The sequence below is a fragment of the Euryhalocaulis caribicus genome (genome assembly GCF_000412185.1).
GTDB classification, from domain to species: Bacteria; Pseudomonadota; Alphaproteobacteria; order Caulobacterales; family Maricaulaceae; genus Euryhalocaulis; species Euryhalocaulis caribicus.
Map to the genome: position 1 here is coordinate 263,832 of NZ_ASJA01000002.1, position 15,692 is coordinate 279,523.

Genomic DNA, 15,692 nt, shown 5'->3' on the forward strand with positions numbered 1-15,692 from the left:
GTCCGCGGACGGCGTGGCTGTATGAAAACGCCATGTTCAATCTCCAGACTTACCGGGCCGAATGGTTCGGCAATATCCGCCGCGATGTGTTGTCCGGCCTCGTGGTCGCGCTGGCGCTGATCCCCGAAGCCATCGCGTTTTCGATCATTGCGGGCGTCGATCCGAAGATCGGGCTTTATGCCTCCTTCTCCATCGCCGTGATCATCGCCTTTACCGGTGGACGGCCCGGCATGATCTCCGCCGCCACCGCCGCCACGGCGGTTCTGATGGTGACGCTGGTGAAGGATTACGGGCTGCAATATCTGCTGGCCGCGACGGTGCTGGCCGGGTTGCTACAGATCGGCGCGGGGCTGTTGCGGCTGGGCGATCTGATGCGGTTCGTCTCGCGCTCGGTGATGACCGGGTTTGTGAACGCGCTGGCCATCCTGATCTTCATGGCGCAACTGCCGGAACTTATCGGCGTACCCTGGCTGACCTATGTGATGGTCGCCGCCGGTCTGGCGATCATCTATCTGTTCCCGCGCCTGACCCGGGCGATACCGTCGCCGCTGGTCTGTATCGTCATTCTGACCGGGGTCGCGATGTATTTCGGGTTTGATCTGCGCACCGTGGGCGATATGGGCGAGCTGCCGGACACGCTGCCGGTTTTCCTGATCCCCGACATTCCGCTGAACCTGGAAACCCTGCGCATCATCCTGCCCTATTCGGCGGCGGTGGCCGCTGTCGGCTTGCTGGAGTCATTGATGACGGCGTCCCTCGTCGATGAGCTGACCGACACGTCCAGCAACAAGAACCGGGAATGTATCGGCCAGGGCGTCGCCAACACGGCCACGGGCTTTATCGGCGGCATGGCGGGCTGCGCGATGATTGGCCAGTCCATGATCAATGTGAAATCTGGCGGCCGCGGACGGCTTTCGGCGTTCTGCGCGGGCGCCTTCCTGATCTTCCTGATCGTCGTGCTGGGCGACTGGGTGAAACAGATTCCCATGGCGGCGCTGGTCGCCATCATGATCATGGTCTCCATCGGCACGTTCAGCTGGTCCTCGATCAAGGATCTGCGCCATCATCCGCGCAGCTCCTCTGCGGTGATGCTGGCGACGGTGGTCTGCGTTGTATTCACGCACAACCTAGCCATCGGGGTGCTGGTCGGCGTGCTGCTTTCGGGCATCTTCTTCGCCTGGAAGATCGCGCAGATTTTCCGTGTCACCTCAACCCTGTCGCAAGACGGCCGCTCACGCACCTATGTGGTTGAAGGACAGGTCTTCTTCGCCTCGGCTTCGCAATTCACGGAGTCTTTCGACTTCAAGGAGGCGCTGGAGCGTGTGACCATCGATGTCAGCCGCGCCCATATCTGGGATATTTCCAGCGTATCGGCGCTGGACATGGCGGTGCTGAAATTCCGCCGGGAGGGCGCGGAGGTGGATATCGTGGGCCTGAACGAGGCCAGCGAAACCATTGTCGACCGGCTGGCCATCCATGACAAACCCGGCGCGCTCGACCGGCTGATGGGGCATTAGGGGATTATCATGAGCAGGATTATCGCACTCATCGACGGCTCCCTCTACGCAAAGAGCGTCTGTGACTACTCCGCATGGATCGCCGAACGCACCGGAGCCGGGGTCGATCTCCTTCATATTCTGGGAAGGCGCGAGACCGAAAGCGCTCCCGCCAATCTCAGCGGCAGCGTCGGGCTGGGCGCCCGGTCCTCCCTGCTGGCCGAGCTTGGCGAGCTGGACGCGCAGCGCGCCAAGCTGGCGCAACAGCGCGGCTGGGCGATCCTTGAGGATGGCGAGGCGGCGCTGGAAGCGGCGGGGGTCCACGATATCGCCGTCAAGTTGCGCTTTGGCGACCTGCTGGAGACGATGGAGAAATTCGAACCCGACGCCCGCGTTATCGTGATTGGCAAGCGCGGCGAGGGCGCCGATTTCGCCAAGGGCCATCTCGGCTCCAATCTGGAGCGGATCGTCCGGGCCAGCCAGAAGCCGGTCTTCGTCGCTTCGCGCGAATACAAGCCGGTCAAACGGGTTCTGATTGCTTATGATGGCGGGGCCAGCAGCCGCAAGGCCGTGGAAATGGTCGCGTCCAGCCCGCTGTTCGAAGGGCTCGCGATCCGCCTTCTCATGGCGGGGCCGGAATCCGCAGAGAACCGCAAGGCCCTGGACGATGCGAAATCCCGCTTTGCGGACTCGGGGCGGGAGGCGGAAACCGAAATCGTCTCCGGCCAGCCGGAAAGACTGATCGGCGAGATCGTGGAAGGTGGCGGGGCGGATCTGCTGGTCATGGGCGCCTACGGACATTCGCGCATCCGTAACCTGATCATCGGCTCGACCACCGCGGAAATGGTGCGATCCTGCAAGATACCGGTGCTCTTGTTCCGCTAGACCTGTCTCCGCTTCTCAAATGCAGGTTTGATGCTAATCTCCGCCCCGGGGTCGTCTGAAAAGACGCAATCGGGGCGGGGAAATGGACTTTGGAAATATTAGCGAGATGATTTCCCGGCGATTAGCGGCTTCCTGAAATCGGGGTCACACAGGAATGCGCCTGAACCCGAATTCGAATAAAGGCGGCGCAGGAACGGGCGGAAATTTCACCGACGCGCGATCAATCAGCCTGATTTTACTGGCGCTCCTTTTCGGGGGGCATCTTGCCTATGGAGCGAACAGCGCGGCGCTGGCGCTATGGTTCTCAGCGGCGCTCTTCGCGGTGTGCGCCGTTTGCGCCGCCACCGCGCGGCCGGACCGTCTGAGGCACGCTTTGCGTCAGGGCCGTGTTCCGGGCTTGCTGCTGCTCGTAGTCGCTGCAGGGGGCTGCCTTCAGCTGGCGGGACCGTGGCCCGGGGCGGCGCATCCGGCCTGGGACTGGTTGGGCGATGGCGGCGCGATCACGCTGGACCGTGATGCGACAGTACGGGAATTGATCAAGCTGGCGGCGCTGGGCGCCGCCTTCCTGAGCGGCGCCGTCATCGGGGCCGGTCAGCGCAGCAGCGCCCGTTTCTTTCAGATGTTCCTGTATTTTGCGGCCGTTTACAGCGCGCTGGCCTTTATCGGCTTCTGTACGGATCAGCTTGGACTCAGCGCCTTTGGCGCGGCGCGCGCGGGACGCCTCCATGCCAGCTTCCTGTCCGCCAATAACGCCGCAAGCGTTTTTGGCGTTTTCATGCTGATGGCGGCGGCGCGATTGATGCTGGTTGGCGAACGCGCGCCGCGCGCCTTTCCAAACCAGGTGGCGCGGCTGGAGTATTTTCTGAAGCGGGCCGGGTTTCCCATTGCCCTGTTGCTGCTTTCCCTGACCTGTCTAGCGCTGACCGCCTCGCGCGGCGGCCTTCTCTCCGCCGGCGCGGGTCTGCTGGTGCTTCTGCTGGCAGGCCTGACAGACCGGGAAAGGCGCTGGCGCGCGGCGGGTCCGTTTGCCTTGCTTCTGTTCTTTCTGGCTGGCGTCTGGATTGTATCGGGGGACCTGACATCTGCGCGTTTTGCCGATCTCGCGCCCGGCGCTGAAAGCCGCGCCACGGCATTTTCCGCGCACTGGCGCGCTTTTCTGGACGCGCCATTCTGGGGTTACGGCCTCGGCGCGTTCAATGCCGTAAACGACATGATCCAGACTCGCCAGAACTACCAGGCGCTTCATACGCTGGGCGCGGCCCATAATGTTTACCTGCAATGGCTGGAAGAGGGCGGTCTGGCGCTCTCCCTGCCGATGTTCGGGGCGGTGGCGATTGTTCTTTACCGGGTTGCGCGCGGCAGCCTGATGCGTCAAGGGCCGCGTATATGGCTTGGCGCGGTGATGGGCGCGTCGGCGCTCATCCTGATGCATGGCGCGGTGGATTATGCCCTTCAGGTTCCGTCCATCGCCGCCATGTGGGCGATCTTTCTGGGCCTTGGTGCGGGATTGTCCCGAAGGCGCGAAAGTCCGCCGGGTCGCGTGCGCGGCTAGTCCGGAGCGGCGGAGAGAAACGCCCCGGCGGCGGCTCGGCCTTGCGGGTTGGAGATGTCCTCGGCGTAGCCCCTGAACCAGCGGCGCCCGCGCGGCGTAAGCAGCTCCGCCTCCAGACTTCTCTGCGCCGCAAGTCGCGTGTCGGGGTGAACCGCCATCCAGTTTTCCAGCGTGAAGCCGATCCGCCAGCGCCGAAGTCCGGCATCGCCGAAGGGCGCGCTCAGGAAAGACCGCTCCAGATACAGCGCCGCATCCTCGCTCATGCCATTTGCCTCACGTTCCAGATACGCCAGTCGCGCCCAGGCGCCGGCGTCGGTTGGGCACCGGCGCAGCGTGGCCATGGACAGACTGGCGGCGCCTTCGCGATCCCCGGCCCCCCGCGCCGCCCTGTCCGCCAGAATATCGGTGAGGGACGCTGTATGGAGCCAGGGCGGATTTGCGGGGACCCTCTCGACGGGCGGCGCGCCATGGAGCAGGCTGGCGCGGGTTTCCAGAGCGGCCAGCGCGCCGGCCAAAGCCGCGCCCAGCAGCGCCGCCGCGCAAACGAACGCACGCGGCCCAGCCAGACGGCGTGGAAAAATTGTTACCAGTTCGGGCATAAAGAAACCGCGATGTTCAAGTTCTTCCGCTCCCGGTCCAGCCAGCCCGTCATTCCCGACGGTCTGACCGTCTATGCGGTGGGCGACATTCATGGCCGTGACGATCTGTTGCGCACTCTACTGGAACAGATCGAGGCGCGGGAAGAGCCGCCAGAGACGCGCCGCTATATTTTCCTGGGCGATTATGTCGACCGGGGCCCCGATTCCCGGGCCGTGATCGACCGGCTGATCGCCCTGTCCCGAGAGCGAAGCGCGGTGTTCCTGAAAGGCAATCACGAAGCGGCCTTGCTGGGGTTTCTCGATGATGCGCGCTGGGGGCCGCAATGGGCGCAGTTCGGCGGCGCCGAAACCCTGCAATCCTACGGCGTGTCCGCCCCGCTCCGCGACGAACCGGACGTCTGGGAGGAAACCCGGGCGCAATTCCGCGAGGCGTTTCCCGACGCTCACCGGCGGTTCTGCGAGGCGCTGACCCTCAGCGAGGCGCTGGGCGGTTATTTCTTCGTGCATGCCGGAGTGCGGCCCGGCGCGCCGCTGAATGAACAGGCGGAAGACGATCTTTTACGGATCCGCAACGATTTTCTGGACGATGACCGGCCGCTGGAAAGGGTCGTGGTTCATGGTCATACGCCGCATGAAACCGCCTATCGCGACCATCGCCGGCTGTCGCTGGACACCGGCGCCTATATAACGGGCCGCCTGACCGCCGCCCGGCTGGAATCAGATTCCGTGGAAATCATTCAAGCCGTTTCTCCGGGCCTTGATCCGTCTTGAGCTTGCAATACAGAGGCGGCTAAGGTGCGCCGGGAACGGAAACGGGGCGAACGTCATGAAATTCATGTTGAAACTTCTGGCGGCCACTTTTGCGGCGGCTGTCATCGCGGCCTGCGCGACGACGCCCTCCGCCCAGCCTGGAGCCGATTCCGGCGCAACCCGCGACGAGGTGCGCTATCGGCTTGGCGCGGGTGACGAGCTGCGCCTGATCGTTTTCGATGAAGAAGAATTGTCGGGCGAATTCATGGTCGGAGGCGCGGGAACCGTCGCCCTTCCCCTGATCGGCGATGTGGAAGCGGAAGGACTGACGCTTGTCCAGTTCCAGGAAGCGGTCGAACAGAAACTCGCCAATGGCTATCTCAATGACCCGCGCGTCAGCGTCGAGGTTCTTAATTACCGGCCCTATTTCATCCTCGGCGAAGTCAACACGCCGGGCGAGTATCCCTATCGCGAGGGTCTGACGGTGCTGAATGCCGTGGCGACCGCCGAGGGGTTCTCCTACCGCGCTGATTCCAAGCGGGTTTTCATAAAGCGAGGCGGTGCGGACGGCGAACGCGAGTATCAGCTGACCCCCGAAACGCGGATACAACCAGGCGACACAATTCGCATTCCGGAACGCTTTTTCTGATCCCTGTAATCGGCCGCGTTCATCCAGATTCTCTTGCGAGAATTTGTCGTGACAGAGTCGCGGCGCCACCAAAAATTCAAACTAGCCGGCGAATTCTTGTCTTGAGCCAGTCGCTCCAAGACACTAGCGTGCTTTAGAATTTATTAACTTGCAGCATTTGCGGGTTATTTTTCGGGGGAGGGACGCATGTTCCGAAAAACTGTTCTCACCGGACTCTGTCTGGCTCTGACGCCGGCCATGGCTGTATCCCCTGCGGGCGCGGCCAGCCTGGCGGCCATGATGCAGGTCGATCCGGCGTCGCTGGCGACCGAGATCATCGACGCCATGGCGGCGATGCCGGAAACGTCCACGCCCGAACAGATCGCAGCCGAAATCAACCGGGTGCTGGCTTTGTCCGGCGCAACGGCGGACGAGGCGCTGGAGGCGCTGGCGTTGGTTCAGGACGCGCTGATCGAAGGCTCCGCCGCCGATCAGGCGGTCGAGCTTGTCCGCGCGCAGATCCAGGCGACCGGCGAAGTGGCGACGGGCGCCGGCGGCGGCGATGGCGGCGCGCCCACGCCGCCCCCGCCCGGCGGCGGCGATGGCGGATCGGACTACGACACGGGCGGCTAGAGACCGCCTGCCTGCTTGATCGCGGCGCGCGGTTTCCAACGGAATGAGTGTGGAATCATGACAGCCAGTATGACCCCTTGCGCCGCCCTGGTCGCGGCAGCCGCTCTTTTGACGCCCGCCGGGCAGGCCGTGGCCCAGGGCTCAGGCGCATTTGAGCGGGACCGCAATGTCAGCGTGCAGGAGCGCGCGCGTCCGGAATATGACGCCGTGGGCGTGCGGTCCGGCGGCCTGACCATCTATCCCTCGCTGACGGCCGGGCTGGAATATGACGACAATATCTACGCCACGGACGCGAACGAGGCGGAAAGCGGCATCCTGACCCTGCGGCCGGAAGTTTCGATTGAATCCGGATGGTCCCGGCATGAACTGGCCGTTTCGGCCTGGGTGGAGCATCGCACCGTCTTCGAGGACAGCGACGAAGATACGTTCGGCGGCTATATCGGCGCGGACGGCGTTCTGGATTTCGCCAGCGAGACGGAAATCGGAGGCGGCGCCTCCTATCTGTCAGACCATGAATCGCGCACGTCCTCCGCGTCGCCGGCCACCGCGGTGGAGCCGATCGAGTATGAGGTCGCCAATCTCTACGGTACGGCCTCGACGGCGTTTAACCGGCTGGCGCTTTCCACGCGGCTGGACTGGCGCGCCTTTGATTTTGAGGACGGCGTCACCCCTGGCGGCGCGGTTCTGGAACAGGATGACCGTGATCGCGACCAGATCGATGTTTCCGCGCGCGGCGACTACGCCATAAGCCCGGCCACGGCGCTGTTCGCGGAGGCGGCGTTCAATACCCGCGACTATGGCCGCGAACCGCCGGTCACGCCGATCACGCGCGATTCTGACGGCGTGGAGATCCTGGCGGGCGCGAATTTCGACATCACGCGCGTCATGCGGGGCGAGGTGGCGATCGGCTGGTTTGAACAGGAATTCGACGACCCCGCCTTCGATTCCGTCGACGGGTTTGATGTCCGCGCCGGGGTCGAGTGGTTTCCCTCTCAGCTGACCACCATAGGCTTCACCGCGGCGCGCGATGTCGAGGATTCCGGCGTGGCCGGCTCCCCCGCCTATGTCTCTTCCGCGGCCAGCGCCCGGATCGACCATGAATTGCTGCGCAATCTGATCCTGTCGGCCGAACTGACCTATTCCGACGACGATTATGAGGGGATCGACCGCAATGACGAGCGCACCGGCGCGGGTCTTGAAGCGACCTGGATGATCAACCGGAGCGTCGGCCTGAGCCCTTATTACCAGTATATGGAGCTGGACAGCAGCGGCGCGTTCCAGGGCCAGGACTACGCGATAAACCGCATCGGGGTTGAACTGACCCTGGCGCGCTAGACCGTGCCGGGCGCCTTTTTTGCATCTGGAGGAGGCGCGCCCGCCGAACGGAACAAGACCCTTAGACGATGAACGAGTTCAAACCTTTCGACCGGCTGGACCGCCCCGCGCGAAGCCGGCCTGCGCCTGACGCGTCCGGCGAGATATTCGATCTCCGGGGTTTGTGGCTCGCCTTTCGCCGCCGCCTGGCCCTGTTCTTCGCGATCGCCGCGCTGGTGCTTCTCGCCATCATCGTCGTCACCTTCCAGATGACGCCGCAATATACCGCCAGCGCGCAGGTCATGCTCGATCCGCGCGACCGTGAAGTCGTTGACCTGCAAGCCGTTGTGTCCGGCCTTCCGCCGGATTCGGCGGTCGTCGATACGGAGGTCGAGATCCTGCGTTCGCGCGCGCTGGCAAACCGGGTTATTGACGAGCTGAACCTGATGGCCGATCCGGAATTCAACCCGGCGCTGCGCGACCCGGAAGGCGTGGCGCGCGCAGCGGGCGCCGTGGGGGGATTCTTCGGCGGCCTGTTCGCCGCAATATCGCCGGGCGGTCCGTCACGTTCTCTCTCGCCCGCGGATGAAGCGGATCTGCACCGCGCGGAGACGATTGAAAGCCTGCAGCGCGCGCTTTCGGTCCGCCGCGAAGGCCTGACCTTTGTCATCGACGTGGCGGCGACATCGGAGTCGCCGCAAAAGGCGGCGGCTATCGCCAACGCTTATGCCGATAAATATCTCGTGGAGCAGCTCGAAGCGAAATTCGACGCAACGCGCACCGCCAATGAGTGGCTTGAGGGGCGTCTCGCCGATCTGCGCGAGGAAGTGAATGCGCGGGAGCAGGCGGTGGAAACCTATCGCGCCGAAGCCGGCCTCCTGAACGCCGAAGGCGAGACATTGACGGAACGCCAGGTGGCCGACCTCAACGCCCAGATTATCCTGCAGCGCGCCGATCTGGCCGAGAAACAGGCGCGGCTGGGCGCGGTGCGCAATCTGGTTTCGTCGGGCGGCAGCAACCAGGAAATCTCGGAGGCCCTCAGCTCCGACGTCATTCGCGAATTACGGTCCCAGCGCGCCGAGGTGGTGCGCCGTCAGGCGGAGCTTTCCAGCCGCTATGGCGAACGCCACCCTGAAATGCTGAAAGTCCGGCGCGAGCTGGCCGATATCGAGGCCGAGATCGAGCGCGAGGCGGAGCGCATCGTCACCTCTCTCAGCAATGAAGTGGATGTCGCCCGCCAGCGCGTGGCCTCCATGGAGGGCAGCATTGGCCGGCTTCGCGGTGAAATGGTCCAGAACAATTCAGAGCTGGTCCGCCTGCGGGAGCTGGAGCGCGACGCCGAAGCCAGCCGCGCGCTCTACGAGTCCTTCCTCACCCGGTTCCGCCAGACCAGCGAGCAGCAATCCCTGCAGGAGGCCGACGCCCGCATCATTTCGCGCGCCAGCATCCCGGCCGAAGCCAGCGCGCCGAACCTGCCGATGAACCTGGCGCTGGGCTTGATGCTGGCGCTGGTCGCGGGATCGGGCGCGGTTTTCGTGGCCGAAACCTTCGATCAGGGCCTGGCGACCAAGGCAGACATGGAGCGGGAGCTGGGCTTGCCGGCCCTGGCGCTGATTCCGGGCGTGCCGCGGGCCTATGCCTCCCGCGATAACGCGGCGGGCTATGCGCTCGACAAGCCCCTGTCCAGCTATGCGGAATCGCTGCGCGCCTTGCGGGCGGCCGTGCTGTTCGGGCGCGGGCATGGCGATGTGAAGGTGGTCGCTATCACCTCCGCCGTGCCGCGCGAAGGCAAGACCGCGACCAGCCTGGCTCTGGGCCGGGTGTCCGCCAAGCTGGGCTCGCGCACCCTTGTCATCGACGCCGATCTTCGCCGCTCCATGCTGACGCGCACCGCGGGGCTTACGCCGCGGGCGGGGCTGCTGGAGGTTCTGGACGGCCGCGCAACACTGGATGACGCCATTACGCGCGAACAGGCTTCGGGGCTGGATATCCTGCCCCTGACCGGGGAAGACCGCAGCGCCTCCGATGTTTTCGGGCGGCGTGACATGCGCGAACTCCTGCAGGCGGTCCGGGAGCGGTACGAATTTGTAATTCTGGACACCGCGCCCGCCATGGCGGTTGCCGAAACCCGCATCCTGTCCACGGCGGTGGACGCGGTGGTGCTTCTTGCCCGCTGGCGCAAGACGCCGCGCGCCGTGGTCAAGGCCGCTCTGGATGCGCTGGCCCACGTGGATGCGCCGGTCGCGGGGGCGGCCCTGACGCAGGTCAACCTGTCGGCGGAGGGCCGTTACGGATACGGATCCGGCTATGGCGGGTCCTATTACAAATACTACTCCAAATATTACGAAAACTGACTTGCAGCCGGGCGCCGGTCCGCGTCGGCTTCAAGGACTGGGTCAAGTTTTGCTTTTCTGCGCTTAAATAAAGCGCCCGGCGAGAGCTTGGAGGAAGAGTTTTCAGCCGCATGCCCGGAATGTGAAAGAAAATTCCCAACCCCGCTTTATTGCAGAGCCGAACGGGCGCACCTGTGCCACAAGATGAAAATTTATCAAAAAAATCCGCGACTTAAAAAATGTCGTAAAAAAACAATTAACAAAGTATTGACTCTTTTATCGTTTGGGGGACTGATTCGCCCTAATTGTCAACGGCTGCGTGTGAAGTAATTCGCGCGCAGCGCGCCTTTGGGCGCACTGGGGGGATCAAAACATGGCTTTCACGACGGCACAGGACTTCATCGACGTCTGGCAGGAACTTGACGCGGCCTATGTCACGTTCCCGGCGATTGCGGGCGCCGGCGGCAACTATCAGGATGAAACTGTAGTTGATACGAGCAGCGCCGATTTTGACTCCGTACTGGCGCAGTTCCCCGAATATGCGCACATCCTTTCTAGCCTGCCAGAAGATGGCGGTACGGCTGGCGAGTTGGCGCTGGCCGTGAACCTGATATTCGTGGCGCTCGCGGAAGCCTATCTGGATTACCTGCAGGCTGGCGGCGAGCCGATCCTTGATATCGCCAAGGACCGTGGCGGCGAACCGGCCCCGGGACAGTCCTATCACGACAATATTCTGGGCAATCTGCTGAATGGCGCGATAGAGGATCGTTTCGAGAGCTCGTCCAGCAACCCGGCCAACAATGTTGACGTAACCGGCGACGGCATTGGCGACCTGGTGGCCGAACCGCGCAGCGCGGACGGGCAGGAATGGGGCGACCGCCCGTATTTCAGCGGGTCGTCCAATAACGAAGCCTTCGGACAGGCCATCGCCTGGGACATCGCCCACGGCATTGATCCGTCTCTGCTGGACCTGTCGCGCAATGGCGCCAATCCGATGGACGGTGAGATCCATCTGGTCAGCGATTCCGGTGTTACGACATTCGGCAGCATTCAGGACGCCATCGACGCCGCCTCTGACGGCGACTCCGTCGTTCTGGGACCGGGCACGTACACGCTGACTTCGCAGCTTACCCTGGACAAGGGCGTCGCCCTTCTGGGGTCGGGCGAGGGCGCGACCACGATCGAGACCCATTCCGGGTCCTGGGGCATTCTGGTCACCGGCGATAACGCCTCGATCGAGGATCTGACCGTCGACGCCAGCAACACCACCCATTACGGCGTGAAGGTTCAGGCCGATGATAGCGGCGACCCGACCGATGCGCTGATCGGCTTCTCGATGGAAGACGTCACGGTGCAAGGCGCGGGCCGCAGCGAGATCGACTTCAACGGCGTCGACGATTCCTCTCTCACCAACGTGACGGCCGATGGCCAGGGCACGTCGGGCGTGGGCATCGCGCTCAGCGACTCCACGGGCATCACGCTGACCGACATCACGACCACCGACAATAACTGGGGCTCGATCGGGCTCTATTCCGCCGGCAATGTCTGGGAGGGCGGCACCAATAACGTCACCTTCTCCGGCTCCTACAGCGCAACCGAAGCGATCGGCATTTACGCCGATGAGGAGAACGGAACCGCGGTCGAGGACATCGACCTCTCCGGCATCTTCCCGGGCACGGTTTTCAAGGTCGAGAACAGCGAGTGGCGCGACGGAATCGACGGCCGCAGCGACGACTTCACCTTCTTCTTCGGCGACCAGGCAGAGGCGGCCGCCTTTGCCACCAGCCTGACCAATGGCGCGTCCGACAATGTCGCCCACGCCTCGGTTATCACCACTGACGCCACGCCGGGCGATGTCGACGCCGAAACCGGAACGACCTTCATCGTCGCCAATGGCATGTCCATTCAGGCCGCCATCGACGCGGCGTCCGACGGCGACACGATCCAGATCGAGGACGGCGTCTATGCCGAAAACCTGACGATCGACAAGGCGCTCACCTTCACTGGCTCGGGCGGCGTATCGATCGAACCGGCCTCCGGCACGGCGGTCACCATTACCGCGGGCGTCGATGGCGACATCAGCTTCGACGGCATCAATCTGGACGGCAATGGTTCGGCCGGCATCGGCATCGATGTCGCGGAAGGCGCCAATGTCGGCACGCTCAGCTTCACCAACGGCGCGATTGACGGGTTCACGAACCGCGGCATCTACGCCAGCGACGACGGCAACCCGGTCGGCACGCCGACCATGGCGGCGCTGGTCGTCATGAACGCCACGTTCGCGGGCAACGGAACCGGTTCGGGCAACACCGCCCACATCAAGCTGTTCGGCTTCAGCGGCGACGCCACCTTCGACAACGTCACGTTCGAGGGGACCGACGGCGTGGCCGGCCCGGCCGGGCGTCCGGACAACGCGATCGAGATCATTGGCTTCATCGTCAATGAGGGGAATGCAAACCCGGTGGGCGCCGATGCGCCGGATATCGGCAACATTACGCTGACCGATGTCACCGTGACGGGCGAATACCACAAGAACCCGATCGCCTTCTTCAATTTCAGCGAAATCGACGGCCTGTCCATCTCCGGGCTGGATCTCAGCGCGGCGGAAAGCAACTGGGGTCCGCTCTTCAATCTCGACGGCTTTGAGGACGCTGACCTCGACGCGTCCGTATTCGGGATCATTTTCCCCGACACCTCCGGCGTCCATACCGAAATCCAGGGCGAAAAAACCGGTCAGGACGTTGTCGACAGCACCATCACCGGGACGTCCGGCAACGACTCCCTGCACGGCAAGGACGGCAACGACACCCTCTATGGCGAGGATGGCGACGACCGCCTGTTCGGCGGCAACAAGCCGGGCGGCGAGTTCGAGGACGGCGAAGGTAACGACGCCCTCTATGGCGGCGCTGGCGATGACGCCCTCTATGGCGGTCTGGGTAACGATTCGCTCAATGGCGGCGCCGGCCAGGATGTCGCTCACTTTGCGGGCGCCCGTGATGATTATTCCGTCGTGAAGAACGGCGACGGCAGCTTTACCGTCACGGATAATAACGCCGCCGATGGCGATAACGGATCCGACACGCTGAACAGCGTGGAAGGCGTCAGCTTTGATGACGGCATCGTGTACGAGCTGGATTCCGCCAGCCCGGATCAGTCCGGTTTCAACGTGCATTTCAGCCAGGGCTTCGAAGGCAACGCGGCCGGGTTCGATACCGCAGCCGGCGCATGGTCCGGCGCGATCACGCTGGCCAACTCCGGCGATAACGGCATCACGGCCGCCGATGGCGGACAATACGCCATTTTCGAGCAGAGCGGCGGAGCCGGCGGCGTAACCGGCCCGTTCACCCGTTTCGACGGCTACGATTCCGATTTCGGCGATGGCTACAATGTTCAGATGAAGGTCTATCTGGACCCGACGGCATGGGCCGACGGTGAAGGCTTCGACTGGTCCGTCGCTTCAAGCAATCAGTCGGAAGGCCATCTGCAGGACTTCATCTTCCATGTCGCCAAGGACGCCGACACCGGAACGATCCTGATCGGCGGCAGCAACAACACCAATTTTGAACCGCCGACCAATCTGGAGAGCGGTAATCACGGGTCGGTCGACACTGCCGGCTGGTACACGTTCGAGACGAAGTTCTACGAAAACGCCGACGGCAATCTGGAAGTCGCCCTCAGCGTCTACGACGCCAATGGCGACTGGGTGTTCACCGAAATCCGCACCAATAACGATGATTTCGAGACCGAGGTCGGAGGTCATCGCTATGGATGGTTCACGAATATCGATGTGGAAGGCGGCATCGCCGTCGACTCCGTAACCCTGTCCACGGCAGAGCCGCTCGGCGAATATCAACTCGTGAATGGCGAAGCCAAGCTGGGCTTCTATGAAACCCTTGAAGACGCCGCCGAAGCGGCCGGCCAGGTCCCGGGCGAGGGCAATGTCATCACGAACGGCGCGGGCGAGTACTTCGTCGAGGAGGGCATGTCCATCCAGGCGGCCATCGATGCGGCTGCTGACGGTGATACGATCTATGTCGGCGAGGGCGTCTATCGCGAACAGATCGAGATTGACGGCCGTGCGGACATCACGCTGATCGGCGCAGATGGCGCGGTCATCGAGATGCCGGACGATCCGGAGCTGATCAATGATTCCACTGGCGACAGCAAGGATCGCGCGGCGGTAATTTCCGTCGAGGACAGCTCCAACATCACGATCCAGGGCTTCGAGGTGGATGCGCGCGGTCTCGCCGCCGACGTAACGAGCGAAGGATCTACGACTGACATCAACGCCATCTATTTCGGCAATTCCTCGGGCTCGATCGAGGGCAATACCCTGCTTGGCGCGCGTGATGAACTGAACGATGACGGGTCGGTTTCCGGCAATCAGCGCGGTAATGCGCTGGTCGTCCTGAACGAAGACGGCGTTGTCCGCGTGGTCGATATCGAGGGCAACGACATTTCGGACTTCCAGAAGAACGCCATCGTGTTCGACGGCGACGGCCTGGAAGGCGTAATCGACGGCAACACCATTACCGGCAACGGCTTCATCGACCGCGGCAACGCCATGGCCCAGAACGGCATCCAGGTGTCGGGCGAGGCTTTCGCCGAGATCACCAACAACATGATGTCCGAGATCGGGCGTTCCGGCGATTACTGGTCGTCCAGCTATATCCTGGTCTACAACGCCGCGGACGGTACCTCGGTCTCCGGCAACACGATCACGGGCGTGGCCGAAACCGGCAACACCGCCGCCATCTATGTGATCGACACGGACGGCGTTTCGGTGGACGGGAATACCGTCTCCAACGTGCTCTACGGCATCATCTTCTCGGGCAATGTCGACGGCGCCTCGCAGTCGGGCAACGATCTGAGCAATGTCGGCGGTCCCTTTGATGGCACGGCGGAAGGCACGCAGAGCGATCCGGGCGACACGCTCGAGGGTCTCTATGTTTCGCTCTTCGCCAGCGGCAATGACGCCGGCATACCGTCCTTCAGCGGCACGGACTTCAATGACGGCCTCTATGGGTCGACAGCCGGCGACACATTGTACGGCCTGGACGGAGATGACGTCCTGTCCGGCGAGAATGGCGACGATGCGCTCTATGGCGGCGACGGCGATGATTTCATCGTTGGCGGCGCGGGCGCGGACTTCCTGAACGGCCAGGGTGGATCCAACACGGTCAGCTATGAATCCTCCGCCTCCGCGGTCGATGTGCGCCTGTGGCGCGGCGGCGAGCAGACCGGCGGCGACGCCGAAGGCGACGTGATCCGCAATTTCGACCTGGTGATCGGCTCGTCCTTCAATGACGTGCTACAGGGCAATAACGGCATGGACGTCACGCTGGACGGCCTGGGCGGCGACGACCTGCTGACCGGTTATGACGGCAACGACACCCTCTATGGCGGCGCCGGGGATGACCGCATCGTTGGCCGGGTGGGCGACGACTTCATTGTTGGCGGCGCGGGCGCCGACAACATCAATGGCGGCGGCGGGTCCGACAC

The 15,692-nt window shown here is 63.5% G+C and carries 9 protein-coding genes and 1 pseudogene; 9 read left to right on the forward strand and 1 reads right to left on the reverse strand.

Annotation, left to right across the window (positions count from 1 at the left end):
* Window positions 1-32: 32 nt before the first annotated feature.
* The 3 genes from L338_RS03035 (at window position 33) to L338_RS03045 (ending at window position 3,933) form a co-directional block, all read left to right on the forward strand.
* Complete coding sequence (locus tag L338_RS03035) at window positions 33-1,517, forward strand: SulP family inorganic anion transporter (RefSeq protein WP_022696883.1); 1,485 nt, start codon at window positions 33-35, stop codon at window positions 1,515-1,517.
* A 9-nt stretch (window positions 1,518-1,526) separates the two neighbouring features.
* A complete protein-coding gene (locus tag L338_RS03040) occupies window positions 1,527-2,381 on the forward strand; it encodes a universal stress protein (protein WP_022696884.1) in 855 nt (284 codons plus the stop codon).
* A gap of 154 nt (window positions 2,382-2,535) precedes the next feature.
* On the forward strand, window positions 2,536-3,933 hold the full coding sequence (locus L338_RS03045) for an O-antigen ligase family protein (RefSeq protein ID WP_022696885.1): 1,398 nt from the start codon (window positions 2,536-2,538) through the stop codon (window positions 3,931-3,933).
* Here L338_RS03045 and L338_RS03050 read toward each other — a convergent pair.
* Window positions 3,930-4,532: a hypothetical protein gene (locus L338_RS03050; RefSeq protein WP_022696886.1), complete on the reverse strand. Its 603-nt coding sequence runs from the start codon at window positions 4,530-4,532 to the stop codon at window positions 3,930-3,932. The two genes, L338_RS03045 and L338_RS03050, sit on opposite strands and share 4 nt — an antisense overlap.
* Before the next feature lie 12 nt (window positions 4,533-4,544).
* On the opposite strand from L338_RS03050, the gene L338_RS03055 reads away from it, so the two are divergent.
* From L338_RS03055 to L338_RS03080, 6 genes and pseudogenes are all read left to right on the forward strand, one after another.
* On the forward strand, window positions 4,545-5,303 hold the full coding sequence (locus tag L338_RS03055; protein WP_022696887.1) for a metallophosphoesterase family protein: 759 nt from the start codon (window positions 4,545-4,547) through the stop codon (window positions 5,301-5,303).
* A 55-nt stretch (window positions 5,304-5,358) separates the two neighbouring features.
* Window positions 5,359-5,931, forward strand: coding sequence for a polysaccharide biosynthesis/export family protein (locus tag L338_RS03060; RefSeq protein WP_022696888.1), 573 nt, complete (start codon window positions 5,359-5,361; stop codon window positions 5,929-5,931).
* A 186-nt stretch (window positions 5,932-6,117) separates the two neighbouring features.
* A complete protein-coding gene (locus tag L338_RS03065; RefSeq protein WP_022696889.1) occupies window positions 6,118-6,543 on the forward strand; it encodes a hypothetical protein in 426 nt (141 codons plus the stop codon).
* 57 nt (window positions 6,544-6,600) lie between these two features.
* Window positions 6,601-7,878 (forward strand): outer membrane beta-barrel protein, encoded by a 1,278-nt coding sequence (locus L338_RS03070; protein ID WP_022696890.1) that lies wholly within the window; start codon window positions 6,601-6,603, stop codon window positions 7,876-7,878.
* 68 nt (window positions 7,879-7,946) lie between these two features.
* Complete coding sequence (locus L338_RS03075) at window positions 7,947-10,211, forward strand: GumC family protein (RefSeq protein ID WP_022696891.1); 2,265 nt, start codon at window positions 7,947-7,949, stop codon at window positions 10,209-10,211.
* A 352-nt stretch (window positions 10,212-10,563) separates the two neighbouring features.
* A pseudogene (locus L338_RS03080) lies at window positions 10,564-15,692 on the forward strand (glycosyl hydrolase family 28-related protein); the annotation flags it as partial.